This is a genomic window from Paenibacillus sp. FSL R10-2748 (assembly GCF_038005565.1).
Classification (GTDB): Bacteria; Bacillota; Bacilli; order Paenibacillales; family Paenibacillaceae; genus Paenibacillus; species Paenibacillus polymyxa_B.
Genome location: NZ_JBBOTK010000002.1, coordinates 236,432 through 261,612 on the forward strand (window position 1 = coordinate 236,432; position 25,181 = coordinate 261,612).

The following is a 25,181-nucleotide window of genomic DNA, read 5'->3' on the forward strand; positions in this document are numbered from 1 at the left end:
AAGAAGGCTCCGAATAGCTCACATATTGTCCGTATGAGGACAATAAGAAAAAGCACCTGTTAGGGTGCCTTAGTAATACCATATTCCACATTATTAATCTGTAGGTAGTGACTGAATGTTATCTCCATACATTCGGGGTCGAATAAACAATAGTTCACACCCTTAGGATCAACAGCACTTTGGTATCTGATTCCACCGATCCCCCTCTGTTTGACATATTCTGCAATGCTTTGGGTTGCAAGATACTCTACATCTGCAATATTCGGCCTCACAGGGCGAGAAAACATTTCACTTAATTGCCTTTTATAGCTGTTCTTGCGTTCTCTTTCTTCTTGTGTCGGAACAAAATCAAGCACTTCGAAGTCATACTTTGGAATAGCAGTAGCTATCCCAACAACAGCAGATATCCAAGGTCTGAGCTCAGCAGCAGCTGTATAATCGTGTTCAGTTACATAAAGATATCTTATTCTACGTGGATTTAATCTACCAACACCAACCAAGTTTTCTGGAGGAGCCTGCAAGTCTTTACTTTCATAATTACTTTTACCTTCATCTAAAAGTCTTCCTCTGTAAAATGTTTCTCCAGTTGTAATTGGAATAGTTTTAAGAGAGTTGACAAAGGTATCTAAAAGTCTTGATTTTTTGTCAAGAAAAAAACGACTGTCATTAAATTGATTAATATACTCCTGGATTGCATTATTTGTATCTTCTGGCTGAGCTACATAAAATCCCATTATTAAACCTCCCCCTTTTTAAGACAACATATTTCGACATTCATGAAGAATTATCCTCTTTTATACAAGGACGTGGGTGCAAACAAAACCGTGATACCCCATACACAACCTTTGCATATATGGGCTGTTTGGTGTCCTTCATGTGTAGCAAAATTCCTTTCTTCTTCAAAACCTTTTTAACCTTTCAACGCAATAAAAAAAGCCACTCGAATGAGTGACTGGTTTCTGCCTATGTATTTACAGAACCAAAGTAACACAAATGCTTATTTAAAAAAGATACCAACAGCAACGCTTGAACCCTATGCCCGGAAGCAGAATGCAAAAAGGCTGTGCAAGCGTTTGTACTTAACTACTATAAAGGTCAAATCATTTTTAAATATTCTCTAAATTAATACTTAATTATTTAGTCAAAAAGTCAATAATCTCTCTACCATATTTATTAAAGGTATGATTTACGCCCCCCAAATAAATTCGGGTACGTTTATCTTCCGATTCAAACATTTCTTGAAATTGAAGAGTATTATAAAATGGGGTGGGATCTTTAAAGGCTTTTGCAATAAAATTTAACATTTCATTCCCTGGCCAATTCATTACATATGGATCAGGAATCCAACTTTTAGGATCAGGAAAATAAGATATAATAACAATTTTTCTGTTTTGGCCATGATAACGTACTACACGTTCTAATAAGCTGTTAAGATGATAATCCCCAAAGGAATACCCTATTATCAAGAGCCGATCATTTTCTATTAATGACTTCTGAAATTGATGATAGTAAGTATTATAAGGGTACGGAAGAAGTTTATCTGTCTTTCGCAGTCCAGTGACAATTGGTCCTACGTATGTTTCGTCATGAGATTGGGCTACTGAAAAGGAACGATTGAACCAGGTGTCTTTAGCATCCTTATAACTGGGATAGAGATATAAATCTTCATGTTGATCTTCAAACATATACCTATTGTCAGAAGTCGAATAATGCCCATATAGGATACTACCGTGTAGATGTAGAATTTTAGAATCAGTATTATTGTCTAATAATTTTCTTGGATTAAATCTTTTACATATTTGTCCTATATCCTCATAACCATCTTCATATTGGTTTATACTACTTTCTATGCAATGATCATAATTTAGTGTAGCAATATCCCATTGACATTGGCTAACAGCATCTGACCAAAATGAACTGTACCAGGAATGTTTTAATACAGGATCGAAAAGAGAGTCGTACTCATCAATGGAATCCCCCACTACTGTAAGCAAATCCTTTTTTGCAATATATAAGAGAAACTCATCAAAAAAATACTGTTTCTTTGCGTCTACAAAGCTACCCATATGGGGTTTGAATTTCTTTACAGTTTTCGATTGCCAACCTCTTGCATATGAAGAAAGACTTTCGAGTGTATAAAAAATATCTTCAAAGTGACTTATAGTGGGTGAGAAATAATTATCCAATTCCGCAGCAATATCATTAAGAAAAGGCACTTTAGTTACATGACCTGTCTTTAAATCATATATCTCCTGTAATTTTGACCTAACGCTACGAGTCAGATCAACTGAAAGTGGCCCACCAATGTCAACACTCGCCCCTGCGCCGAGTAAAGCGGTTACTCTCATAATCTACCTCCTATATTTTATTCATAAACTTAGAAAATACTGATTTCAACTTATTGTATGACAGAAAGAAGTATTTGGAAATGCTAAGTAAATAAATTTTATTTGAATAGAATTATATTTCCCACTTGTTATTTTAACCCAAGCAAGCCGCAAGCCTTTATACTTTCTCCTTTCAACTGTCGAGAAATGCTATCATGCATTCGGTTTATCTTTTCACTGCCACACTGCCTATTAAAGGAGTCATAATATGTGTATCTGGTACCATTAAATACTCCCCAAATGTCAAAACAAAAGCGTCAGCTCTGTCTGGTGACTTGAGCCCACGCTTTTTCATATCCTTCTTACTTTCAAGCAGCATTTTGCCTTTACTGGTCATGTTCCATTTACGTGCTGTAAGTTGGGTTATAAGAACATCGTCATCAGGCAATTGCAGAACGCTCGCATCTCCATTTATGAAATTGCTCATATTCTGTTCTAATTGTTCTTTAATGGATGCCCACATTTCAGTAACTAGGTTTCCATAGTGCTCATCTAAAGATGAAGAACCGTTGTTGATTGGAATGATTTCATATGGTAATCCTTCTTCAGTTACGATTTCATTTAATCGATCCGTTACTCCTCCGCCTACGCCGCTATCATCGACTCTTATTCTGATTCGGTTCAAATATGGATGAGTAACATGCAACTCTTTAGCTAGGTTAATCACCCAACCAGCAGTAACCATTGTGTCTTTCTTGAAATGATGGTGTTCCCCTACAACTCTTGGCCCTATACCAGCAAACATTGAGGTTTCATCATCACCAAATCGTGCAACGTCAACGCCTATGGTTAGCATATCTCCAGAGGGTTCCAGTTTCACTTCTTTAGCTGCAAATTCAGCCACTTCCAACGAAATAAATGTATCCGATTCTCCACGGGGAAATTCACCTTCAACCCGGACCCTCCATACATCGCTGCCTTCACCATACTTACGCTTGAGCATGGCGATATTATCCTTGCTGGTTCTTGGACTGTCCAAGCAGGATACCTTGCGTGTTTTGTAGTCTGCTCTGTCTTTATTGTGTGAATCATAAAAAACGCCCGACGTTTTGGTCGGGTTACCGCACATCAATATTTTATTGAACTCGCCAGACAACGTACCTAAGATGGCCTCCATGATTGGATCGGCAACGCCTGATGCTTCATCAACGATAAACAACATGTAGTCTTCGTGAAAGCCTTGCATGTTCTCAGGCTTGGTTGCTGTCCGAGCTGTAGCGAACCAGCGTTCCTCGTAGTTCTTCATGTAGATTTTGGTCTTTGTCCATTTTAGAATCCGTTTCAATACCGGACTTTTAGATTGCCATTTATTAATCTCAGCCCACAACACGTCATGTAGCTGCTGCCTTGTAGGAGCTGTACAAATCACCTTTGGATAAGGGAAACAGGACAAAAACCATAATGCTGTTGCCGCTTCTAATCCTGTTTTCCCGACACCCTGACCTGAACGTACTGAAACGCGCGGATTATTAGCTAAATCCATTAGAGTGCTTGCCTGCCAATCATCAGGATAGAACTTAAGCATCTCTTGGCAGAACAATGTGGGATTTTTGCGATACTCAGGAATCCGTTTCTTGAATGCTTGAAGCCTCCGTTTCGTCTCCGGTGAGTCCTTCGTCTTCATTACCTACCACCGCCTCTACCCAATCGTCAATTAGATCGTCTTCTGTATTGCCTTCTCCCGTGACCTTTGCCCTCTCAAGCTCAAGTTTCTCACGTTGCATCTTAAGTTTCTCGTCTTCAACCATTCGTTTATGCTTATCTGGCAACAAATCCATATATTTAGTCAGTACGTCCAATGCCTTGGTTTTGTCGTGTAGCTTTACACTCACTCCGTCCTTACCCTGCTTGACTTCTGAAACCAGAGTTCCATCAATTTCATCACTGTTCTTAAAAGAGACATAATTGAATCTGTACTTCTTCGTTTCTCCAGTGTCAGGATCAAACACGGGATCTCCTTCTAAGCCGAGAACATCCTCTTCCTTTTGACCGAATTCCACGTAGTCCGTTATGTCTGCAAAAGCAATTTTCATGTACTCCATTAGAACGCGCTGAGCATTTAAACCAACCCCATCCATCAGGGATTCGTTGTAATTCTGTATCGCAGCCTTAATTTCAGGTTTCCTCAATAATTCCCATCCAATTGAATATGCTGTTTTCTTACTATATCCAGCAGCCATTGCGGCCCTTGTCGCGTTGAAATCTCTGAGGTATTCCATTATGAAGATCCGCTGTTTCGGCGTTAACCCTTCTTCATCTGGAATTTCTGGCTCTGGCTTCTCTTCAATTAATGGAACGTTCTTTTTTGTTTTGGAACGCTCCATATTATTAGAACGTTCCGGTATTTTTTTCGGAACGTTCCGTACTTCTGGAGCAGCGTCTTTTAGCTCTTTAGAGAGCGCGTCAACTGTTAGCAGGGTAGCATATACCTCTCTTGGCTTATCACCCTTATATGTACCGACAAGTTTGCGCCGCTCCATTTCATCAATCATTCGGGCCGCTCTGCTATAACCTATCCTCATTCTGCGTTGCAATAAAGAAACCGAGGCTTGTTTGGCCTCGGCTACAATTTGAACAGCTTTTAGAAAAAGCTCATCAGGATATGCTGTTGGATCTTCATCTTCATTCGAAGTTTTGTTATTTTGATCCGTTCTATTTTTATTAGAACGTTCTGTATGTTCCGTAACGTCAGCAAGTATGTCCTCCCACTTATCTTTTGCCTTCCATCCTCTTACCGTACCTTCAGATACACTAAGTTGAGAGGCTATATCTGTGAGACGTATTTTGCTGGAACTGGCTTTGTATAGATTAAATGCTTCGTCCCGTTTCGGGTCTCTCTTTCGTCCCATATTTTATTATTCACCCCTTTTGATAATGTATCTGAAGCTAAGGAAAAGTTTCCTGAACGAATAAAAAAGCCACTATTTAGCAGCTTTCTCTTGTCTTTCTTCATATTCTCTTAGATAGTCCACTTTAATGTGAAAAGATTTTTTATACCAATTTCGTCCAAAGAATTCCCAGTAGCCTTCTTGAATGTGAAATTCATTTTTCATATCTGTCCAATACAAATAATTCATGCCAAGGGGAAACCATATAAACCATGTTAAAAATATCGGTACTACTAAATACAACATTATTCCATCCTTTATCTTCTGCTTCACTCAAATTCATCTCCTATATTGTTCCATACGATTGTATCGACATTAAGGATGCAGAATTTTATATATCAATACAGCCTTTCATCCAAAATTAAAAAGAGCAGCGACTTTACGCTGCTCCTATTGTAGTGATCGGTAATTTATAACATGCGGTTACCGCTAATCCGCCATGCCTGGAATAGGCCTTCAATGGACATCCTTCTTGCTCCGGGTTTATATTACCCTCTGAGTCCTGTCTCCGATTTAGTTTTGAATGCGCCCTAACCCTCCGTCATGCGCTTGCTGTGACCGCTCCAGTATACTTGCGGCGTGGTTCCCACTATAGACGGTCGCTACCCTTAAATTGGCCGCCGCCTTCTTTCGGATAATCTATTGACCTACATAAGTTCTGCTGCAGGCTGTTTGAGCACTGGCGGCGTAGGAATGAGTTTACCGTCACCCTTATTTCCCTTGATATAAGATTTGTCTTCTCGCGGGTAGTAGACAACACCCTCACCCTCAATGACTGGATATCCACTCTCATCATCCGTCAAGGATGTCTGTACATGCTTTCCGTGTTGAGCTGCATGTTCTTCATCGTGTAAGTGTAAAATACCGTCAGAGCTGAGAAATGCGAAACGTGGTTGTGTAGACATAATTCGTGTTCCTCTTAAAATAGTTTTAATTTGTTCCTGAATAAAGTGTAAATCCTTTCTACTCCGTACCTACTACGGATTTACATAGTTCTACTGTCAACAAAAACCAAAGTATTAGACTGAGTGTCTTTATTCCATACGACCTTTCGAATTGTCATACCGTTAGATTCCAAACAAACTTTAGACTGAGCCTAGAAATTGAAAACAGCGACAACCAAGGACGAGAAAATAAAGTCCTAGACTGTCGCTGTTCCATTGAACTAACGTTCCTCGTTAGTACAACAATATTTTCAATTCATGTCATGAAATCTCTCCCCAGCAATGGTGCGATAGTATCCCATAAATTATTTAAATGTATTTTTGATCGGAGGACTGTCACTGTAGTTTATTAATTTAATCCCAAAGTTTGTTTGTAATTGTTCGGTAGTGAGTGGTGTAGCATCAGTAACGATCACATTTGGGCGTTCACTATAAGTTTCGATATATTCTATTTGTGGTTTTTCAGATACCGAGCCGTCTGGATCACCCATAAAATATGTTGCAGATCCGTAATTGTAATATATCTCAATTTCCGAATCAATTCTATCGGGTTTGATGATTGAACGTATATTATTGTCACTCAATATAGTGATCCTACGCGTTCCACTTTTTAAATGTTCATTCCACCGTCTAATCTTACCGAATCCCCCGGCGTCCGTAGAAATATTAGAAAAATCGCAAACAACGGTATCACTTACGTCATATTTTTTTCCGTTCATTTCATATTTTAATTCAAAAGGAATTTCACCGTGTTTTATGGTTGGCGGTAAAGGATCAAGAATGTTTCCTGCCCAAACTATTAACCCTATGATGAGCAACGGTGGCAATACAAAGATGCCGGCGATTTTGGCTATCAAACGTTTTGCAGATTTTTGCATATATTCTCTGTCTCCTAGAGTAATTCAAATTAATATCGTACAATCTTGCATTTTTATTAAATGTTTCCGAGCACGTACAGTATCGATAATACTCGTTACCTAAATTAGACAATCAAATTGAACTATCCTGCCCGTTAGCTTAATGTAAAACGGAGCAGCTGCTGACAGCAAACTGTTCCGTATAAATTTAAAATAATGCGTCCCAATCGTCTAATAATTGCCGCATATAAAAAATGAGTTCTTCGATGACAGAATAACTTCACGTCTTGAACAAAGGAGATTTATCTGAACCACCAATCAAATCAACTGTGAAAAATAAGGAGATGAAGTGTCCTCTGTGGGCTATTGTTTTTACTGCACTTGAAGTGAGACGAACAAGTGAGGGGGCGTTCCCCTCACTTTATTCTTAACTAGGAATAGTATACTTGTTCCACTTTATATAATGTATGCTCGATAGTTGGACAAAGTTCGGCATCTACTTTGTGAAATTTAACTCGAAAGTATAAACTTTTCAAGAAGTTCTTTATATTATTTTTTTGCTTAAAGGCATGAAGAAATTCTGGATTTTTCTCCACGTCACCAAAACTTTGGATCCATTTCTCTACATAGGTCTGACTAAGTATTTTTCTATTTAAAACACTAATTACGGATTTCACCATTCTTTCATCTTCCCCATCTGAGTAAACTCGATCTGTAACGGTCATCTTTTCATAAACCAAATCGAGGATGGTTAAGAGGTCTTTTTTGTCCAGTTCGGGACATTGGGCCAAATCGTCCAAAGCATCTGCTGCATGAGCTATGGCATGAGCCCATCCTTTTTCTTCATCATACCCACGGTAATCTCGCTCCTTATGTATATTATAAAATACTTTCTCTTTGATCTGATGAATATGCTCTCTTGAGAGAAACGGTGATGCCCTATGCCTCATAAGGAGAAGTGGTATAACTAGCATAGAGAAAGATCTAGTGAAGACAGAGTCTGTATTTATTTCATCAAGCCTGAAAAGCAAATGGTTTTTATCCAAAACAACGGGTAAGAGTTGTTCCAGTTCGTTTACAGTTAGAGCATTACCAGGAATCCAATTGGATAAGGTTGTATAAATTAGCTCATCACGTAATTGGGCATCTAAAGAACCGATGTTATTCATCATCTCTTGTATCAATTGGAATGTATCGGAAGGTGCTTGGTAGCCATTTGCTTTTATCAATATCAACTTTTCTTTTAGATTCATTTTACACACTCCTACTATATTGCTTGCTATTAATTTCTTATTCATCTCTATTTTAGTAACAATCCAAGCTAGTTCATGTATTAACTGAACATCATACTTTGAGCACCTTGTAATAGTAAGGAAATAACGAGCCTCCGGGCGATTTCACACTACACACTATGAATTCCTCCTTAAAATCACCAGCTAATTGGATCGATTTCATAAATCGAAAGCCTGGATATTACTTTTAGTCACTGTAATAAAGGATTTGCCGCTCTAATAGCGAGAAACTAGTAGTTCCTGCCCTTAATAATTTTTCACTCACTCTGTTCTCCTAATTTAATTACTTGAATAAATAGATTCCCACATATATGCCTTTCCCTTTTTAATTATCCATAATTATCCTTTTGTATATTCAACTATCCTACCCGTTACTTCAATGAAAAAAAGCAGCCCCTCATGAACTGCCCTACTGCTAGTCACTCAACAATAGGATGAGTTCATTCAAGGGCCCTCATTTACCAAGTAATCCAACCACTCGTTCGTTTGTAACTGTGTAGGAGCTCGTATTCTTCACTACGCATCAGTCGTTTCATTTTTGTTCTATACAGACGATAATCATCTTTTCTTGCTATTTTACATTCTTTGTTGTAATGAACACTCTTGATTCCTTTACGGAAATCCTTAAGCTTCTCTTTTCTTGGATCTTTGGGCTTATTATTGATCTCCAGACTACGCTGTTTCTCATCTTCCCAGGATTGAATCTCTTCCCGTGTAAACATCTTCATCCCCGTTGTGCCGGGTTAGATTTTGGCATTTGAAGCCATGACCTTAGACACAACTAATAGAAGAAGATCTTCGGATTGAACATTAAATCACCTCTGATTTTATTCACCCTTATTTTAACATATATCCTGTCCGTTAGTTCAACAGGCGCCTATTCTTATGATACCATCGTGTTGCTTTAGTATCTTAATCTCTAGGTAACCTTTAAGGAAAAATGATAAAACGCATCGCCACGAGATTGGTTCTCTACATCTTCATCCATCCACCATACCCCGTATGAATAAAAATATGTCCCTTTTTCTGTAGGAACTTGAAAACTATTTTCTTTCAATAAAACTTCTGTAAGCCTTCCTTCATAGAATTGCTTGACATGAAATTTATTCGGTTGGGGCTCATAATTCATAAGGAATTTCACAACATCACCAGGCTTTACTGGAATCGGTTCTTTTCCTTTTAAAAGTTCAACTGGACCAGCTGAATCTACACATGATGTTGTCCAGCAATATGTGCCGAGTTTTGTTTTGTACATTCGTTTATCAATCTGAATTTGAACCTTTGGTGGTTCCTCTCCCTCAAGGTCCTTATTTTTTGGCTGAACACCCGTGCAACCAACTATACATATAAGAGTTAGTGCCATAATGAATAACAATACTGTATTCTTCAAATAAACCCTCCTATCTTTATTCGATCCTAATTATTCAACGATAGAAGAAGTAAATTTGTTACAAATCAAATTCATGAGATTAGTAAAATACTGTTTAATATGTTTTTTTTCGGAATTAAGATTACTTGTTGAACTAAACTGCCCGTTAGCTTAATGAAGCATCCTCAAGACTATTACTTATTTTTCAGTCTATAACTTTATTTTCTTCTGACACCTACAATAAAGACCGCAAAGGCTAAAGCCCTTGCGGTCTAATTTACTTCTGGCATCCTGAGTCCAATTTCACCTTCCTTGTTACGGCCCCGACCATAGTCGATGATCACAAAATCCAATGTTCGGTTGACTTTAAGACTTTTTGCTAAATTTTCTATGACCTTGCGTCTTTTGTCAGCGAATGTTGTGGCCGATATACCATGAATCCCTTTTTTATACTCTCTACTCATATACTGTTGAGCTTTTAGATACTTCATCCCATCTAGGAACAAAAGCTTTGCAGCAAGCCTTTCATGCGCATCTCTAATATTAGAGATTGCAAAATAGATATTGTTTGTAATGAGGAGATAAAACCTGTAATTTATGTGACGCTGATCCTTGAGCAAAACAGCATTTGCTGTTACGTCTGCTGTCAGTTCTTGACCTGTTACCCTTTTTGCTACAGAGCCTTCGGCTGAGAGCAAGTCATAAGCTGACATTCCGTTTTTAATCTGCTCCAGTGAATGTTCATAGTTTTTGATTACATCTATTAAATCAGTGTATTTGTTTAGCAGCCACTTTGTTTTTCTTATATCTACTGCATCTACGTCATCAAAGAAGTTTACTTGGACTATTCTCTGTGTATCAGAAGACTCATCTTCAAGACTATTTACTATACACATTTGATTATCATTCATCATTTATCATTCCTTTATATAATGTGATAATTTGGTGAAATCGTTATTTTTGGTGGATAAATGTAAATCAAAACACTATAATAACCTTACACCATAGTTTGCACACGAAGATAAACAAACTAAGGAGGCTTTACTTTTGAAAAAATCTATTATTGCTTTGGCTGCTGGCACAGTTCTTCTTGGGGCATTGTCTGTACCATCTTTAGGTTTTGCAGAACAAGCCCAAACTTCAGCAAATATTTCTTCTGAGAGATCATACACTCCGACACAAGAGGACAAAAAATGGGTAACTGGCATCAAAGGTTCTTCGTTTAAAAAGTCAGAGTTTTCAGAGGCAATGAAAGATTACATTCCTCAAAGCATGTTTTACATACAAGGGAGTTATATGGGAACTATTTACTTATATGAATGGAAAACCTCTGGAAATAAAGTATACCCACTATTTCGTGGCTACCTTTACAGTATTATTCCGAAAAAATAAAATCCACCTAAAGTAAGCACTTTTGTCATAGGTGCTTACTTTTTTTTGTTTTTATATTTAACTTTTAAGTTCACCTCGCTTGGATCTATCCTTTCTATAATCACATACCTATCTATACTTACTACACCTATAAACAACAGTACAGCAGCTAATATAGTGGTATAAGCGTAGGTCATGGCTTGTCTCCTTTATCTTGCAGGAGAGACTCTTGTTCAGGCTGCACATGCGTTAGGTCTGGTTCATCGTGAACCTGAGCCTTTTTCAAGTCATCTATGGTTTTACGGGCCGCTGCCAAATCTTTCTCAAGCCGAATGCATTCTTCCGCGAGAGCATAAAGGTCTCTCTCTGCTTTTGCTCGAATTTCGCGTATTAATTCAAATCGCTTAGACAGCTTCAACTCGGCTATCTCTGCATCCTTTTGTTGTATAAGGGTTTCAGCCTGCTTCAAGTCATCTCCCAATCCTTTAGCAACCTCTGACCAGCGTATACGTCCTCTCAACTCTATGTCATATTGTTGGAGCCAGTAAGGAAGGGCTTCAGGTGCATTAATCATGAAACGCATGAATGCTTCCTTTCTGACATTTGGACCAAGTAAATCATCAAAAATATACTCAAACTCACTACCAATGACTATTTCCTGTTTAGAATCTTCTATCCACTCAGCTTCATCCGTTTCTACCCATGTCCAAGGCGTTGGTGGCAGGCCAGCACATCCGTTCATATCCTCTTGCCAGTTACGTGGTTTATCTGTCATTGTTGTTCCTCCCCGGCCTTCAAATGCTCCTGCACCCTCACTTTAGGCACACTTAATACTGCAAAGGCTCCAAACTCTCCCAGTGTGTCATTACCTTTAATCGCATCCTCAGGAATCCAAATCTCACATTTGATACGATGGTACCCTTTGTGTTTCCCTCGCTTAGATGGTGCGTATATTTGGGCTTGTCCTGAGAATGGAGCTACCACCCACAGACGGTCGTCACGGGGGTTCTCCTGCATGGACTCACTGAGATGCTTTGGATCAACGTCAAACATTACATTTCTGGTTTCGTTTATCATGGTATCTCTCCCTTATAGGTGTTATTTCTGTTCCATCCTTTTCATGAAATAAAGATGAAGCATTCTGTTTAGGTCCTTCTCAGTTATTTCAAACTCAATCATTTGTCCCGGAAGCTGTATGACCGCTGGAACATTGTCATTTTTGTTTAGCTTCAACTCATACATAAAGGTTCCTTTTGCCATATCTATATATCCTCCCTTAGTGGGTAACTGGATAATGTCATATAAGCAGCCTCTGCCCTCTGGCGCGGGCTGGCTCTCACAATTTCTGCGACTTCGAATGCAGACCAAATTTCGCTTTCAGGCAATTCCGCCAATCTTGGATGTATTCGTCTTTCTAAGTGATTAAAATACTTTTTGGCATTCACTCTTATCGCGGCTACCTGTACCTCCAGAGAGGCAGCAGGATCATTGCAGTAATCTTTCGGGCTGGTAGAGTAAGTGCCCTTTATGACGTTGCCTTCACGGTGTCGGTCCTCTTTAGCCCCCAAGAGTATTTCAAGCTGCATGTTAAGTTTCTGGTCTGTCATATTTACCGACATATCTATCATCCTTCCAACGCTCCGTCAGAGTGCAGGAGCGTATTGTATTGGCGGTTACTCCCCTTGGGGCTGTAGCAGCTCCGGGTTATCGTGTATGTTTCCGATAGGTTTTCCATGCTCATATATACCAGTCAACATCCATGCATTTACAGCCCATTCTGCATGGGCTGTACATTTCACAACTCCACGTTCCAGCGCACCATTTGACCATGGTCTTGTAAACTCGTAAATATCGCCTTCCCATACACCGTAATTCGGAAGATCTATGAACTGACCTACTGTTTCAGGATCTACCTTTTGCCAAAACTCTGTGCAGAAATATTCACTATCCCATTCCACTATCTCACCGACAATTACGTCCTCGCCTATCAGATAACCATGAACCCATTCACCGTTATCTACTCGTTTACCACGGAATTTAATATCTCTCATGCTTATCGCTCCTTATATAGGGGTATAGGGTAAGAGGCTGTTATGCCTCAACCCTCTGCTCTTTCATAAAAACTATCCAATGCGTTTTACTGCGTTTATTCCCGAACAACGGTGGCTGCGGGAACAGCTTTTTAAGCTCGGACAGACTTACTTGATCTTCATTCCACTTGAAAATGAGTGTTCCATTCGGCTTGAGAACTCGCATACATTCTGCGAACCCGCGCTTCAAATCTTCTCGCCATGTGTCCCGGTTCAATCTCCCATACTTCTTGGCCAACCAGGATTCGGTGCCAGCCTGTAAAAGATGTGGCGGATCAAACACAACCATATAAAATGATTCATCCGCAAAAGGCATGCTGCGAAAGTCTGCGATCACATCCGGCGCGACATTAAGTGTCCGTCCATCGCATAGCGTGTCGCTCAATTCTCGATTATCTGCATATACGACATCGGGATTATCTTTATCAAACCAAAACATCCGACTGCCGCAGCATGCGTCCAGTATCCGTTGCATGTAATATCTCTCCTTTATAGGTAGTAGGCTTACAAGCTGTATTCTTTAATCCATGTACGTTGAAATAGGTCGTCCCTGTATATTTCAATGCAATCACATTTTTTAGGATCGAGAAGACTACGAGCTTCTTTCAAGGCTCTCAACAAGCTGCTTTTAAAAAACATTATTTTAACGCGTTTACCTTTGTAATAAAGCACAAACTCAAAATCCGATTTATTAGTCATATCAATCTCCCTTAAAATAGTGTTAATTGCTCACATTCTTTAAGTTTGGCTAGCACGTCTTCTAAAGCTTGAAGGTAGCCGGAACTGTAGCGTCCTTCTCGACTTCCGTGCGATTCAAGAAAGGCCCAGAGTCTGTATTTTTTAATTTCAGCTTTCAAATGCTCTTCAAGGTTAATATGTCTCTCCCCCTTATGGAGGGCTAAGCCTCCTATATGTTTAAATGTGTTCTTTAATTTGTTTTCCTAGAAACTCCGTGTAAACTGGTGGAATTGCCTCAGCCAACTCGTCTCGAACCATCCAGTCAATGCCGCCCATTGCAAACCCCCAATACAAAACAATTTGTTTTGCATTGAGTCCCCTTACGCCACCACTACCACATATGGATATGCTCCCATCTTCACCAACTCCATTACCTGCTGACGGTGTTTTCATTTTTATACGTGCTGTATCTGGTTCAATAAGTGGCATGTTGCTCTCAAACCATCTTTCACGCTGTGTATATAAATTTTTGAACTGTGAACCAAACAATTTAATAGGATTAATTAAAGGCGCACCTGCAACATTTTCAATGATGTATGGCTTTCCAGAAGCAATTAACAACTCTCGTGTTTGAGGTATTAAGTCCAAATGGTCACCATACTTGCCGCCATTTCTGGCTACTGAGAGTCTTCTAGCTGTACTATGTGCCTGACATGGTGGACTCGCGTGTATAACTGCGAACTGACTTAGAAACTGTTTGTCTTTCAAAACTTCTAATGCATCAGCTTGGATAAATCGATAAGGATAATTGGGCTGCGGATTAATGTCCACGCCGATAACCTCAAAACCTGCTTTGGCATACCCCGCAGAACAACCTCCTGCTTTACAAAACAAATCTAATAATTTCGGCTTCATGTTTCCCCTCCTTCTTATCCCCTATGGGGCTATACGTTGTAAGGAAGCTCCTGCACTTCTGCTTCACAATCTTCATCCGTCATCGTCTCTAACAGCGTTTCTTCATATCCAATCTCCCGTAGCAACTTCCGATCATTCGTTTCTGTATACATGTGTTGTGTCCTCTCTGCCCTTGGGGGCGCTGTATGTTAATCCTCGAATCTCTCTCCGTAACCATAAGAAGGAGCTGGTTCGTTGAAATTACTCAAAGCATCAGAAATCATGTTTGTAAAAACGAGCATTTCTTTATCATCCATAGACTCCAGCAAACGCACTTCTTTAGCTTTCAAAGTTCGCCCTGCCGCTGAAGTAATCAGTTCCACGACTGGCTTTATGCTCTCCAAGCGTTCCTTTTTCTCGACTTCCATGCGTTGCCGCGCCGCCAGTTTACGGTTGTGCTCTTCCCAATCCTGTTCATCGAACCAAAAGCAATCGCCGTATTTATCACGGAATGCCGATATCCAAAATTGAAGGAGTTCTTCATTTATTTGTATCCGATCATGGCAAGGCCAGCAGAGTCGTAGCCCATTCGTCTTCACGCCACGTCCTTTCCTGCCGCGTGGGTAAACGTGATGAGTAGTTGTGGCTTCGGTAACTTTACAGCATTCGCAGATTCCGTTTGAATCAGCAATCAGTTCCGCAATTACATCCTTCGGGAATTCTCCGCGTTCCTTGGTATTAGGCCGTGACTGGTGGTGAGAGAGAATGTCTTTCTTCCATTCAGGAACAGGCTTTTTATCCTTTTTCCGTTGCCCAAGGCTGCTGTAAGCCTTCTTTTGCTTTAGCTTTTTCTCTGGCTTCCAAAATGTTTGATGGGACATTCCCCTCGCCACCTTTCCAACAATTTAATTTTGTATTTCCTGTGCTTATGCTTATATTTTGAGCCTAAACCGCTATGGTTCCACTACGGATTTTAAAGGCTCCAATAATCCGGCTTCCTCTAAAACTGAATAATGTCGATATCTTTCTTTCGTTGTCATACGAATTTCATTAATCGTTAGTGATGCGTAAAAGGCCACAGCTTGTTGTACTTCGATAGGCTCTTCATCAAGCGTGTTCAAGTCGAGCTTTTTCACGAACTACTCTCCCTTGTAAGTCGATTATATTTTTCTACAAAATTATGCTTTATGTCAGGTGGTAAGGTATCAATGGCATCATTCCAAGTGTTCAATAATTCGTTGTTATGAGAATTATATTTTTGTATCTCCACATAACGCTCGGATAATGCTGTGGTGAATTCATCCGCTTCTTGCTCCGTCATATCCACCCCTCCTATATGTTTTTTTGGTTCCAGTACAATGTTGCTCGTTCGGATACAATGTAGAGCGTAGGAAAAGTTTCCTGAGTTGATCATTTGGCTTGTATCAATCTCACCTGAGAATCTCCGCAATGCTGTAGACTTGAATACGTTATTCCATATCGTATATCGAATTGTAGTTCTTGACCTAATAATATACGATATCGAATATAGAGTCAATGCATGTTGCTAATAAATATTCGGTATCGTATAATTCGACTGAGAGGTGAATTGCATTGCTTAAAGTGAAACCGAATTTGACGCCTTTGTTAAAAAAGAAAGGTATCATTCAAATGGAATTGTCTGAAATGACTGGAATTCCACAAGGTTCAATTAGTAGATTTGATAAAAATAGTCGCCATGAAGCCTGGCATTTATTTGCTATCGCTAAAGCGCTAGATGTTACCATTGAAGATTTGTTTATTACTGAGGAGCAAGAGGATTAATTAAGAACCCTCTATGCTCCTTTTGTTTTAGCCTAGATCGGATTAAGAAGTCTTTCGAGTCGCATAACCTCTTTCTGGAGGTACTGAATCAAATCAGTTGCCTCCTCCAGCGCCATAAGCCTCCAGTCATAGGACATATCTGATACCTGGTCTATGGTGATTCCATACTTCTTTAGACCTTTCTCGTTTTGCTTGTCCAGCAATTCTATGATCCGTTGTGTTACTTCTGGACGTTCAATTTCATTTTGAGAGTGCTTCATTTAATCGCCTCCTCCGTCTCCGGTAGAATAAGCATATCTCCGTCATACTTCAACTCCGCCTGATTAGGGTCAACCACTGGTCCCCAATGGTTATTAGCCTGCATGATGCGGACTATATCAGCCGCATATGTTTCGTCGGTGTTAACTACCAGATAGGTATTTAAAGCTGGCTTTCCATTCAGATGTCGCAACTCTTGGATTTTCCAAAGAATGCGGGACAACTCACTTTTATCCCGATCATCAAGGTAATTCTCAGCATCCTCATTTTTGATTACGGTGAATCTGACTTTTATTCCGGCCAGTTCTGACATTTTTAATCTCTCCTTCGGCTCGTTTTACTAATTTATTGATTGCTCGCTTTCGATCTGCCCGTTCTTTCTTGGCCTGCTGTGTAGGGATAAATTCGCCACGCCGCTTTACCAGTATTTCAATTGGTAAAGTCGGGTATTTTAGTAGGAAAAGCTTCAACTTCACTCTGAAGGTAGCCGTTTCAACTCCCTTTATGTCAATTACTCGTTGGCTTCCGTCAAGATCAGTAACAAGGAAATCTGCAATGTAGGTCACCTTCGGGCTTTCCTGTAAGACGTATTTGGGCTGACAAACAAAATCCTTTATTTCCCCAAGCTGCTTCTGCATGAGCAATTCCTGATAATACTCACCTTCCATTTTGCTATCGAAGCGAATACCAGTTACATCAAGGTTATATTTCTTTACCAACCATTCCTCGAATAGGGTTCCATCGGCTGTAACAATCACTTTTTTAGCATTGTATTTACTCATTAATCTACCGTCCTATAAGGTTGTACAATATGAATGCTTTGATTATCTTCATTGCTAAGAATGAAAATAGACTTCGTTTTGCCTGCAAAAACCAAGGTAACTTTTTCCCCATCCAAAGCTTTTAAAGCATCTATAGCATACTTAGAATTTAAAGATATAGATAACTCCTGTCCCGTAAACTTAGTGGGCACAATACTTTCGCTTGCCTTGCCCGTTTGCTTTCCTTTTCCACGAATATTTATTTCTTTTTCAGTTATATCAAGCTTGACCATATTATTTTTTTCTTCTTTTGCCAGAGTGTAAATAAGTTCAACTGATTCCAAGAATTCTTGTTTATTTATCTCAATCCTCGTACCACTATCAGGTAAAATAACCATCTGGTGTATGTCTGGATACTCACCCTCTAGAACACGAGAGTAAAAAGCGAATCTCTCTGTGCGAGCAAAGGCATAGACTACCCGATCATCCTTCCCCTTTGAAAAGCCAAATTGGACATCGTCCTTATCTGTAATGATCTTCTGTAGTTCAACTAGTCCTCTCGCCTCGATCACGGCACTACCAAAATCGCCTGATTCAATATCTTTTTCTGCTTTTGAAAGGCGATGCCTATTGGTTGCTTCCATTCCTATTTTTCCATCCTTGAGGTAGACATTTGCTCCAGTTAGTATAGGCATGCCTTTACCATCAATGTCCGCTGCAAAGATAGCCTTTTTGAATAGTCCCCTTAGGTCTTTCCCTGTAATTTCAATATATTCATCGTCATTTATAGTAGGTGGTGAAGGGAATTCCTCAGGGTCCAATCCTGCCATTTCAATTTCTTTATTCCGGGACGTGATAATCACATTCATACCATCTTTAGACTCAATCCGAACGTCACCACTTAATTTCTTGAGCATTTTCAAAAACAATTCAGGCAGAACTACCTTTCCACTCCGTTCGATTTGAACATGCTCCTCGAAAATATATGATTGTATTGTTGCTCTATCATCAGTTCCTGTCACAGTTAACCCCTCTTGATTCGCTTCAATCAAAAAGCAACCAAGTATCGGCATGATACTTTTGGCTGAAATAGCTTTACTGGTATCTTCTAAAGCCTCAGCTAATAGAGAACTGTCCACTACTATATTCATAAGGTTTGACCCCCTCCTTCGAAATGTCCTTTCTAGCATTAGGGTTACACTCCGGGCATGGACCTGATATCATCATGGAGCCGAGAAACTGATATGCTACCTTACAGCCGCCGCATGTTCTGCACATATGCTTACCCCCTACGTCTATTCCGTCCGCCTACTGGCAGTATTTTTACAAATGGTTCAATCCGTTCGATAATTCGCGCCGCTTTCTTCTCATTCTGCTCACTAGGCTTGCTGTCTTTTGGATTCGCCAAATGCTGTTTCAGCTCACTCATAGTTAAATTCGATGTGTAGATCGTCGTTAGGCGTTCCATACGTCGCTGAAGTATCGGTCCCAGGACTTCATCCCTTGTCCAAGTCGTTAATGACTCGGCCCCAATATCATCCAATATCAACACAGGAACTGTCCTCAAAGCATCAAGCTTACTTTCAACAGCTTCTGTCTTTGAACCAATCGCATCCTTGACCTCCAGTAGGAAATCAGGAACATAGACCATCAGTACGCTTACGTCACGCTTAGCCAACTCTTGGGCAATGGCTCCAACGATCCGGCTTTTGCCTACGCCCATTTGACCGTAAAAGTATAGTCCTGTTGTCGTTTCTCCTGGAACAAATTCATCACAGAAGCTTATTGCCGCCGCAATTGCAGATATCCGCTGCGGGTCAGGTTCAATGTCTTCGAAGGTGGCATTCAGGATGTGAGCCGGGATGTAATGACTCTTGATCCTTTGACCTATTCCTTGTTCTCTTTCGTGAGCGACCAACAATGGGCATTTCCGAAGTCGGAAGACCAGTTCGTCAGCTTTGGTCGGGTTAGGCTCCGCAACGCTTGCATGCCCCTTCTGTTCGTTCCGGCAAGCAAGCAACCCTGGACACTCGCTGCATTTATCGCAATAGGATATATGCTGTGACAAATCTCTATATCGTTTGGGTTCGGTCAGATCCTCAGTTCGGTCAGGAAATTCGCTTTTTAATCTCTGAACCTCAGGATGGTTTGTTAGACGTTCCAGCACCGCAGCCTGTCTCTTGGCAAAACCTGCGGGTATTAATGCCTTTAGCTCTTTGCCGAAACTCTCCATACGGCATCAACCTCCCTGTTTAGCCCTTAGTTTTGCAAGCATGCTTTGAATGTCCGACTCGGTGTATTCGCTTGGCGGCACATCTATTTGTGACTCAGGTTTATAAGGCAAAGGACTTTCGGCCCTCTCCCCCTTACCAACATCTTCACGTAAGGCGTGTAAGGAGAAAATAATAGTCGCACAATAACTCAGACTCCGTATCCCATCGCGCTTATGCTTAGGTTTAAATTTGTCAAAGGATTGATCAATTCCGTCCAAAGCGGTTTGAAGCGGTACACCAGCAGTCAGCAATTCATCAATGCTCGTTTCGTCGGCTGCTGTAATGTCTAATCCTTTCCCCCTGCGCTGTAGGTACTTGTTGGCAAGGGTGTTGCGATAATCAATATCCGAAGATGATACTTCATTCTGTCCAGAGTCGGCATCTGTTTCAGGATTGACAGGAACGGCATCCTGTCGGGTGAACGGTATCCCCTCATCTTCGGATTTGATTTCAGTCTCGGGCGTTAAACAACAACTTTCTTTTTCTAGTTCTAAATCTAATTCTTTATCTGTTTCGTTACCGACCGTTACTGTAACGTTACCAGTAACGTTTCCTGTAACATGAGGATCATTTCCACCTGAATCAAGCTGCTTTTGCTTGTTCCGGTAATTTTGAACCCTCTTTTTAGTTTGTTCCCTGACCTTATCCATTCCATCTACATTCTGATGTTTCTCCCAGTTAGGCAGAAAGAAAGCTCCTTGCTCAGAAACTTCCAGCATCCCGAATCTTTCGAAGATGGATAGAGCCATTTTTATAACCGGCAGCGGCCTTTTGATCACTGAAATCAACATGTCCTCTGTATATGGAATAGTTTCGGTCAGCATGATGTAACCGCCCATATTTGATCTTCCTGTCATAGTCATTAGCTTGAGCCATATAACAATGATCGTGTCAGCTTCGGGCATATCTTCGATAATTTTAATTTTTTCGTCGTCGAACATACCAGTACTGAGCTTAATCCATTTAATTTCAGCCATCTGTATCAACCCTCTGAATAGCAACTCTCATATTTTCAGCATCTTTAACACCCTTCTTGGAATTGCACGATTTACAAGCAACTACCAAGTTATGAGGCTCAGTCGGTCCGCCCTTTGATTCAGGAATCACATGGTCGATTGTTAGTCCCTTTTCTCTTCCGCAATATTGGCATTTGTAGCAATCTCTTTCTAATACCAGTTCCCTCATTTCCTTAGGAATCAACGCTTTAGAATAAACAGGTATCTTTTTTATTATGTTCACTGGCCTTCTACGAGGGTTAGGTTCCATAATCCATCGTCTTCTAACCTCCAGTAGCACATCTGGCAAATGCCATATCCTGTACCCTCAAAGTTCACGAATCTTATGTGACTCATTTCTTCAGAGGTATGCTCACACCATAAGCAAATACTTTTTTTGTCCAATTCACTCACCCCGGAAACTTCTGTATACTATCTCGTTCCGCTGGCTGAACTACCGAATTCAGCTAGAAGAACCTTCAAGCTATATTTCAAAGAGTTTATTACCTGGTCATTACTTTCCACAGCATTACTCCAGCGGACTTTATCAGCTTCTGCATCAGCCTCTTGAAGGCGAAGTTCAATTACCGCCAATTCCGCACGTTGCTCCCTTAGGTTCTTTGCTGCAATATACGCTTCAGCATAAACACGCTTCCTCTCAGCATATTTCTTCTTATAATCCCTTACGGCCTCAGCTGCCTTGCGCCCCAAAAGAATCTGGACTTCGGTCAGTAATTCAATCTTACGTGCCAGTGTAGCAGGGTAATCATGGCTGCATTGATCCGCAAGACTATAAAGCTCTCCGAGCGTATATTGTTTTTTTAGAGACAATGCAACCACTCTTTCTTACTTATTTGTCTGTTCAATTTCAATTAGTATTCGCTGTTTTCGTAATAGAGGTTTATTTCATCCTCATCAATGACTAACTTAGAACCATGAGCATAAATCTTGAATAAATCCTCTGCAATTCCATGTAAGCCGTACATCATATCTTTTGATTTAATTTCGCGATCATCTATTTTCAGGCAAAATAATGTACCATCATCGCGAATAAGCATTCCATATTTGCATTGATACTTACCCTTATCCGGTTCTGGATCAAGGTGAATCCACGTACTATAATCCTTGTCAATATGAAGGGAGAACTCATCACTGTCATCATATTCATCATCTTCGTTTTCACTTTTTTTCCAGCTGTTGATAAGCTCTGATAGTTTATACTCTGGCTTAACATCAGCAAGCATTCTATCCATCTGTTCCTTCAATTTTTCTACACCCTGTATATGAGTAATCTCATCCAGTTTTTCTTTAATTACTTGCGCGATTAATGTGTTGTAAGACGGTAAATCCAACACGCCAAGATTGATAGAAAAATGTTGTTTTACATGTTCTTTTAATTGCTTCCCAAAGTCTCCATAGGAACTAAAAATATCATCAATAATAGATTCAATTGTTTTTTCAAGCTTATTTCTGACGATTTTTTCAACTAACCCCTCACTATGAATATTCGTTAGCGCCTGATTTACCATATTATTCAAATCCATATTATTACACTCCTATTTTCATTTTTTAGAATCCATGATATACTGCCGTTGAAATGTTTCTTAAATGATCGTGTTGGTAGCACGATCGTTTGTCAGGGCTTCTCTGTCTTTTCTTTTGCGGTATAACTTACGGCAATAGTAATTACAGAAAAGTCCTTCTTCGTTTGGAGCAGGGTGTTTCTGACCATCGAATACCTCTTTCCCACAATGATTGCAGCAGCCTATTCCTTTACCGGATATCTTGTATCCTGACGGCTTAGGAGATTCTAGTCCTTCATATTCTTCGTTTTTAAATTGCTCAAGTTCACTTAATTCGGCAGTAAGCAAGCCTATTTGAGCATGAATTTCGTCAGTCGATAATCCGAATTTGACAGCATCAATACTGTCCTCGTATAGCTCCCTTAATTGTGCTCTAAGCACCCTAGATTGTTTATGCTCGTCCAACTCTCTCAGCTCCATATCTCCGCTTCAAGTTCGGATATTCTAGTTTTTAATCGCCTTTCTTGTTCCTTCAAAGGCTTCATCCTCTGGATACAAACATGATTAGGCCATGGACTATCTGTAATAGCATATTGAGTTTTATAAATGGCCTGAAGCTTTTGTTCAGTAAGTTCTTTTTCCTTTTGAAGAGAGATCTTTTTCTTATCCTGCTCTGTCAGCTCTAGCATCTCAATATCTACTGAATGTTGACAATTTAACCAGCGATACATGAGTAATACTGCGGCTATAAGTGAGTCTGCTGGTTGATCTAATGTAAATTTGAATCCTTCATCATCCACGATTGGAATAGAGTAAATCTTGCTGCTCATTTTGACTTGTCCTTACGCCGGATGTTACGAACGATAATGGCATGCTGTAATTCATTTTCGAACCAGATACGAGCCAATTCCGGTAGAGTCATAATCCTTCACCTCTTAGATATAGTCTTCTGGACGAAACTCTTTAACGAAGTAAATGGAATCATCAAAATCTATGCGCCGGATGTGACTGTACTTTGCAACTGAGAACAAAACTTTCAGCTTACTCCAAATCATGCGGCGATATTTCCCGACCGTTTCGTTAAATTTTCCATCTGTCTCCTTGTAACGATCTTTTGTGAGAGTAATGGACCTGATTCTTACTGCATCCTGTAACTGATAGCATTCAGCATCTGTAAGCGTCACGCTATCCCGAACCTCTTGAACCATCATCTGAACTTCTTCCACTTTTTCAGTAACATCCAAATGCATTTGCTTAATACCGTCCACAAGACCACGAATCGCCATGCCTTGAGCCTCAGTTAGTTGCATTTGCTTTTCAACTACAGACAAGAAATCTGGCTGTTGATTAGGATTAATTAGCGTCATTTTTCTACCACCTTTCTGCTGTTTACAGCTGGACGAATCTGTTCGATAAAGGCTTCCAACATGTCCAAACTTTCAGACAACCGTTTCTTTTCAGAGCTACTTGCACTGCCTATTGCACCCAACATGAATGAAGTAATTCCAACCTTTTGCAGAAACTGTTTCACATGGATACTCACTTGGATCGTATTACTGTCCGCTTCAAAGCGAAGCTTCTTCATTTGAGCAGCAGCCTCCTGTTCGTTGAAGTCGTCTGGCTGCTGGAGTTTGATAGTCTCAAGTTCTTCTTTAGCTCTTTGGTAGCCACTCTTCAATTGTTCAACTTTTAAACGTTCTTTTTCCAAATCGTCATTGAGTTTGTTTTTCCAATATTCATCGCGTTGCTTGAGCTGCGCTTCTGCCTCTTTTTCCTTTTGACGAATGAAAATGCCTGTTTCTTCCTCGTGACGCTCTACAGCCGCAGATACGGCATCCTCAAGTTGATCCGCAGGAATGGCATCTTTGTACTGTCTTTGTAACTCAAGCTTGTCCCGCTCTGCCTGCTCTGCTCTTTCCTCTGCCTCACGCACAGCAGCTTCGAGCCTAGCTTTGGTTTCTACAAATGCCTTGTGAGTGCTAATCAAGCCTTCATCAAGCTGCTGAATGATTTCAGGAGTAGCATTTTCCGCAATAAACTTCGCTTTGTCGTACTGCCTGCCAGAGCCAAAGCCTGCCTGATCCGCTACAATATCCCGAACTTGTCCGGTAGGTTGGTCAGGAAAATTTTCCGTACCTTCAGCCATGCGCTCTTTGGCCTTCAAGCGTTCGACCTCTTCAAGTCGCCGCGCCCATTCTACTCGCTCGGAAAAAGTGAACTCCTTACGATGTTCATTCTCGGAAATCTCAAGCTGAAGTTGATGCTCAAAATCCTTGATTTCCATAACTCTTACCGTCACTTCTGAGCGTCCAAGGAACTGGTGCGCTCTCAACCGCCGCTCTCCAGCAATCAACTGATAATCCGGTGTTACTACAATAGGGTTAATGAGTCCATTCTGTTTAATATCTCGAGCCAGTTCTTCTATCCCGCCAAAATCCTTACGGATTCGATTACTGACTTTGATCATGTTTATATCTATTTGCAAGTTTTTTCTCCTTTCTTTAATGAGTTATCTTTAAGAGTGGAAGAATTATCGTTGATCCAAGTGAAAACATGATCTCTTGGATATCTTGCTCTTATTTGCTTGAACTTCGGAAATGTTGGAATATCTACGATTTTATTCACTGCCGAAAGCTCAACTTGTAGAATTTCTTTAAGGTTATTTTTGGTGAGCAATGTGGGGAAGCTGTATTTTTTTCTTCCTTCTTCCACTCCTAACTCATAAGCCTTCTTAACAAGTTCCTGTACATACTTATCGATCTCAGGAATATGAACATTCATTGTCGTTTCCATTTAAT

General features: G+C 40.2%; 38 protein-coding genes. 2 read left to right on the forward strand and 36 right to left on the reverse strand.

Features of this window, described 5'->3' with window-relative positions:
* Positions 1 to 59: 59 nt before the first annotated feature.
* From NSS66_RS07545 to NSS66_RS07595, 11 genes are all read right to left on the reverse strand, one after another.
* Entirely contained in the window at positions 60 to 734 is a 675-nt protein-coding gene (locus NSS66_RS07545; protein WP_340958690.1) for an RES family NAD+ phosphorylase, read from the reverse strand.
* A 399-nt stretch (positions 735 to 1,133) separates the two neighbouring features.
* The gene (locus tag NSS66_RS07550; RefSeq protein ID WP_340958691.1) at positions 1,134 to 2,348 is read right to left on the reverse strand and encodes an SIR2 family protein; all 1,215 of its coding nucleotides are present in this window, start codon (positions 2,346 to 2,348) and stop codon (positions 1,134 to 1,136) included.
* 205 nt (positions 2,349 to 2,553) lie between these two features.
* The gene (locus NSS66_RS07555; RefSeq protein WP_340958692.1) at positions 2,554 to 4,011 is read right to left on the reverse strand and encodes a DEAD/DEAH box helicase family protein; all 1,458 of its coding nucleotides are present in this window, start codon (positions 4,009 to 4,011) and stop codon (positions 2,554 to 2,556) included.
* Positions 3,947 to 5,236: a terminase small subunit gene (locus NSS66_RS07560; protein ID WP_340958694.1), complete on the reverse strand. Its 1,290-nt coding sequence runs from the start codon at positions 5,234 to 5,236 to the stop codon at positions 3,947 to 3,949. Before NSS66_RS07560 ends, NSS66_RS07555 begins: the two co-directional genes overlap by 65 nt.
* A 72-nt stretch (positions 5,237 to 5,308) precedes the next feature.
* A complete protein-coding gene (locus NSS66_RS07565; protein ID WP_279832263.1) occupies positions 5,309 to 5,548 on the reverse strand; it encodes a hypothetical protein in 240 nt (79 codons plus the stop codon).
* Positions 5,549 to 5,922: 374 nt separating this feature from the next.
* Positions 5,923 to 6,180: a hypothetical protein gene (locus tag NSS66_RS07570; protein ID WP_279832261.1), complete on the reverse strand. Its 258-nt coding sequence runs from the start codon at positions 6,178 to 6,180 to the stop codon at positions 5,923 to 5,925.
* A 344-nt stretch (positions 6,181 to 6,524) separates the two neighbouring features.
* A complete protein-coding gene (locus NSS66_RS07575) occupies positions 6,525 to 7,097 on the reverse strand; it encodes a hypothetical protein (protein ID WP_340958696.1) in 573 nt (190 codons plus the stop codon).
* A gap of 410 nt (positions 7,098 to 7,507) precedes the next feature.
* Entirely contained in the window at positions 7,508 to 8,329 is an 822-nt protein-coding gene (locus tag NSS66_RS07580) for a DUF2785 domain-containing protein (RefSeq protein WP_310166008.1), read from the reverse strand.
* Positions 8,330 to 8,826: 497 nt separating this feature from the next.
* Entirely contained in the window at positions 8,827 to 9,090 is a 264-nt protein-coding gene (locus tag NSS66_RS07585) for a hypothetical protein (RefSeq protein ID WP_310166010.1), read from the reverse strand.
* A gap of 197 nt (positions 9,091 to 9,287) precedes the next feature.
* On the reverse strand, positions 9,288 to 9,758 hold the full coding sequence (locus tag NSS66_RS07590) for a hypothetical protein (protein ID WP_310166012.1): 471 nt from the start codon (positions 9,756 to 9,758) through the stop codon (positions 9,288 to 9,290).
* 251 nt (positions 9,759 to 10,009) lie between these two features.
* A complete protein-coding gene (locus NSS66_RS07595) occupies positions 10,010 to 10,648 on the reverse strand; it encodes a hypothetical protein (protein ID WP_340958862.1) in 639 nt (212 codons plus the stop codon).
* 136 nt (positions 10,649 to 10,784) lie between these two features.
* Between NSS66_RS07595 and NSS66_RS07600 the strand changes: the two genes are divergently transcribed.
* The gene (locus NSS66_RS07600) at positions 10,785 to 11,129 is read left to right on the forward strand and encodes a hypothetical protein (RefSeq protein WP_071558592.1); all 345 of its coding nucleotides are present in this window, start codon (positions 10,785 to 10,787) and stop codon (positions 11,127 to 11,129) included.
* A gap of 172 nt (positions 11,130 to 11,301) precedes the next feature.
* Here NSS66_RS07600 and NSS66_RS07605 read toward each other — a convergent pair whose 3' ends face one another.
* From NSS66_RS07605 to NSS66_RS07655, 11 genes are all read right to left on the reverse strand, one after another.
* A complete protein-coding gene (locus NSS66_RS07605; RefSeq protein WP_340958699.1) occupies positions 11,302 to 11,883 on the reverse strand; it encodes a hypothetical protein in 582 nt (193 codons plus the stop codon).
* Positions 11,880 to 12,185, reverse strand: a complete 306-nt coding sequence (locus NSS66_RS07610; RefSeq protein WP_164964745.1) for a hypothetical protein — start codon at positions 12,183 to 12,185, stop codon at positions 11,880 to 11,882. The genes NSS66_RS07605 and NSS66_RS07610 overlap by 4 nt, the downstream gene beginning before the upstream one ends.
* A 21-nt stretch (positions 12,186 to 12,206) precedes the next feature.
* Positions 12,207 to 12,368 (reverse strand): hypothetical protein, encoded by a 162-nt coding sequence (locus NSS66_RS07615; protein ID WP_340958700.1) that lies wholly within the window; start codon positions 12,366 to 12,368, stop codon positions 12,207 to 12,209.
* Positions 12,369 to 12,370: 2 nt separating this feature from the next.
* Positions 12,371 to 12,727, reverse strand: a complete 357-nt coding sequence (locus tag NSS66_RS07620) for a hypothetical protein (protein ID WP_340958701.1) — start codon at positions 12,725 to 12,727, stop codon at positions 12,371 to 12,373.
* A gap of 54 nt (positions 12,728 to 12,781) precedes the next feature.
* A complete protein-coding gene (locus tag NSS66_RS07625; protein WP_340958702.1) occupies positions 12,782 to 13,159 on the reverse strand; it encodes a hypothetical protein in 378 nt (125 codons plus the stop codon).
* Between the two features lie 40 nt (positions 13,160 to 13,199).
* Complete coding sequence (locus tag NSS66_RS07630) at positions 13,200 to 13,673, reverse strand: class I SAM-dependent methyltransferase (RefSeq protein ID WP_340958703.1); 474 nt, start codon at positions 13,671 to 13,673, stop codon at positions 13,200 to 13,202.
* 440 nt (positions 13,674 to 14,113) lie between these two features.
* Positions 14,114 to 14,791 carry a DNA cytosine methyltransferase gene (locus NSS66_RS07635; protein WP_340958704.1) on the reverse strand — a complete coding sequence of 226 codons (678 nt, stop codon included), beginning with the start codon at positions 14,789 to 14,791 and terminating at the stop codon, positions 14,114 to 14,116.
* Between the two features lie 29 nt (positions 14,792 to 14,820).
* On the reverse strand, positions 14,821 to 14,943 hold the full coding sequence (locus NSS66_RS07640; RefSeq protein ID WP_340958706.1) for a hypothetical protein: 123 nt from the start codon (positions 14,941 to 14,943) through the stop codon (positions 14,821 to 14,823).
* Between the two features lie 36 nt (positions 14,944 to 14,979).
* Positions 14,980 to 15,651: an HNH endonuclease gene (locus NSS66_RS07645; protein WP_340958707.1), complete on the reverse strand. Its 672-nt coding sequence runs from the start codon at positions 15,649 to 15,651 to the stop codon at positions 14,980 to 14,982.
* A 72-nt stretch (positions 15,652 to 15,723) separates the two neighbouring features.
* Positions 15,724 to 15,906 (reverse strand): hypothetical protein, encoded by a 183-nt coding sequence (locus tag NSS66_RS07650; RefSeq protein ID WP_340958708.1) that lies wholly within the window; start codon positions 15,904 to 15,906, stop codon positions 15,724 to 15,726.
* Positions 15,903 to 16,091: a hypothetical protein gene (locus NSS66_RS07655; RefSeq protein WP_264453493.1), complete on the reverse strand. Its 189-nt coding sequence runs from the start codon at positions 16,089 to 16,091 to the stop codon at positions 15,903 to 15,905. The genes NSS66_RS07650 and NSS66_RS07655 overlap by 4 nt, the downstream gene beginning before the upstream one ends.
* A 272-nt stretch (positions 16,092 to 16,363) precedes the next feature.
* On the opposite strand from NSS66_RS07655, the gene NSS66_RS07660 reads away from it, so the two are divergent.
* A complete protein-coding gene (locus NSS66_RS07660) occupies positions 16,364 to 16,573 on the forward strand; it encodes a helix-turn-helix domain-containing protein (RefSeq protein ID WP_061829347.1) in 210 nt (69 codons plus the stop codon).
* A 32-nt stretch (positions 16,574 to 16,605) separates the two neighbouring features.
* On the opposite strand, the gene NSS66_RS07665 is transcribed toward NSS66_RS07660, so the two are convergent.
* From NSS66_RS07665 to NSS66_RS07730, 14 genes are all read right to left on the reverse strand, one after another.
* Complete coding sequence (locus NSS66_RS07665; protein ID WP_264453491.1) at positions 16,606 to 16,833, reverse strand: hypothetical protein; 228 nt, start codon at positions 16,831 to 16,833, stop codon at positions 16,606 to 16,608.
* Complete coding sequence (locus NSS66_RS07670) at positions 16,830 to 17,144, reverse strand: hypothetical protein (RefSeq protein ID WP_340958711.1); 315 nt, start codon at positions 17,142 to 17,144, stop codon at positions 16,830 to 16,832. Before NSS66_RS07670 ends, NSS66_RS07665 begins: the two co-directional genes overlap by 4 nt.
* A complete protein-coding gene (locus tag NSS66_RS07675; RefSeq protein ID WP_076295328.1) occupies positions 17,095 to 17,613 on the reverse strand; it encodes a DUF1064 domain-containing protein in 519 nt (172 codons plus the stop codon). Before NSS66_RS07675 ends, NSS66_RS07670 begins: the two co-directional genes overlap by 50 nt.
* Positions 17,613 to 18,743 (reverse strand): DNA polymerase III subunit beta, encoded by a 1,131-nt coding sequence (gene dnaN, locus NSS66_RS07680; RefSeq protein ID WP_076295327.1) that lies wholly within the window; start codon positions 18,741 to 18,743, stop codon positions 17,613 to 17,615. The genes NSS66_RS07675 and dnaN overlap by 1 nt, the downstream gene beginning before the upstream one ends.
* Before the next feature lie 131 nt (positions 18,744 to 18,874).
* Complete coding sequence (gene dnaI, locus NSS66_RS07685; RefSeq protein WP_340958713.1) at positions 18,875 to 19,825, reverse strand: primosomal protein DnaI; 951 nt, start codon at positions 19,823 to 19,825, stop codon at positions 18,875 to 18,877.
* A gap of 6 nt (positions 19,826 to 19,831) precedes the next feature.
* Entirely contained in the window at positions 19,832 to 20,842 is a 1,011-nt protein-coding gene (locus NSS66_RS07690; RefSeq protein WP_076295325.1) for a phage replisome organizer N-terminal domain-containing protein, read from the reverse strand.
* The gene (locus tag NSS66_RS07695) at positions 20,835 to 21,131 is read right to left on the reverse strand and encodes an HNH endonuclease (protein WP_076295324.1); all 297 of its coding nucleotides are present in this window, start codon (positions 21,129 to 21,131) and stop codon (positions 20,835 to 20,837) included. Before NSS66_RS07695 ends, NSS66_RS07690 begins: the two co-directional genes overlap by 8 nt.
* Before the next feature lie 161 nt (positions 21,132 to 21,292).
* Positions 21,293 to 21,700, reverse strand: a complete 408-nt coding sequence (locus tag NSS66_RS07700; protein WP_256704495.1) for a hypothetical protein — start codon at positions 21,698 to 21,700, stop codon at positions 21,293 to 21,295.
* Between the two features lie 32 nt (positions 21,701 to 21,732).
* Complete coding sequence (locus NSS66_RS07705) at positions 21,733 to 22,404, reverse strand: hypothetical protein (protein ID WP_076295322.1); 672 nt, start codon at positions 22,402 to 22,404, stop codon at positions 21,733 to 21,735.
* A gap of 60 nt (positions 22,405 to 22,464) precedes the next feature.
* Positions 22,465 to 22,848 carry a hypothetical protein gene (locus NSS66_RS07710; RefSeq protein WP_340958714.1) on the reverse strand — a complete coding sequence of 128 codons (384 nt, stop codon included), beginning with the start codon at positions 22,846 to 22,848 and terminating at the stop codon, positions 22,465 to 22,467.
* A gap of 5 nt (positions 22,849 to 22,853) precedes the next feature.
* Positions 22,854 to 23,213: a hypothetical protein gene (locus NSS66_RS07715; RefSeq protein ID WP_340958716.1), complete on the reverse strand. Its 360-nt coding sequence runs from the start codon at positions 23,211 to 23,213 to the stop codon at positions 22,854 to 22,856.
* Between the two features lie 105 nt (positions 23,214 to 23,318).
* Positions 23,319 to 23,750, reverse strand: coding sequence for an ORF6C domain-containing protein (locus NSS66_RS07720; protein WP_076264689.1), 432 nt, complete (start codon positions 23,748 to 23,750; stop codon positions 23,319 to 23,321).
* Positions 23,747 to 24,868, reverse strand: coding sequence for a ParB N-terminal domain-containing protein (locus NSS66_RS07725; RefSeq protein ID WP_340958717.1), 1,122 nt, complete (start codon positions 24,866 to 24,868; stop codon positions 23,747 to 23,749). The genes NSS66_RS07720 and NSS66_RS07725 overlap by 4 nt, the downstream gene beginning before the upstream one ends.
* Entirely contained in the window at positions 24,859 to 25,176 is a 318-nt protein-coding gene (locus tag NSS66_RS07730) for a hypothetical protein (protein ID WP_103048824.1), read from the reverse strand. Before NSS66_RS07730 ends, NSS66_RS07725 begins: the two co-directional genes overlap by 10 nt.
* Positions 25,177 to 25,181 lie beyond the last annotated feature (5 nt).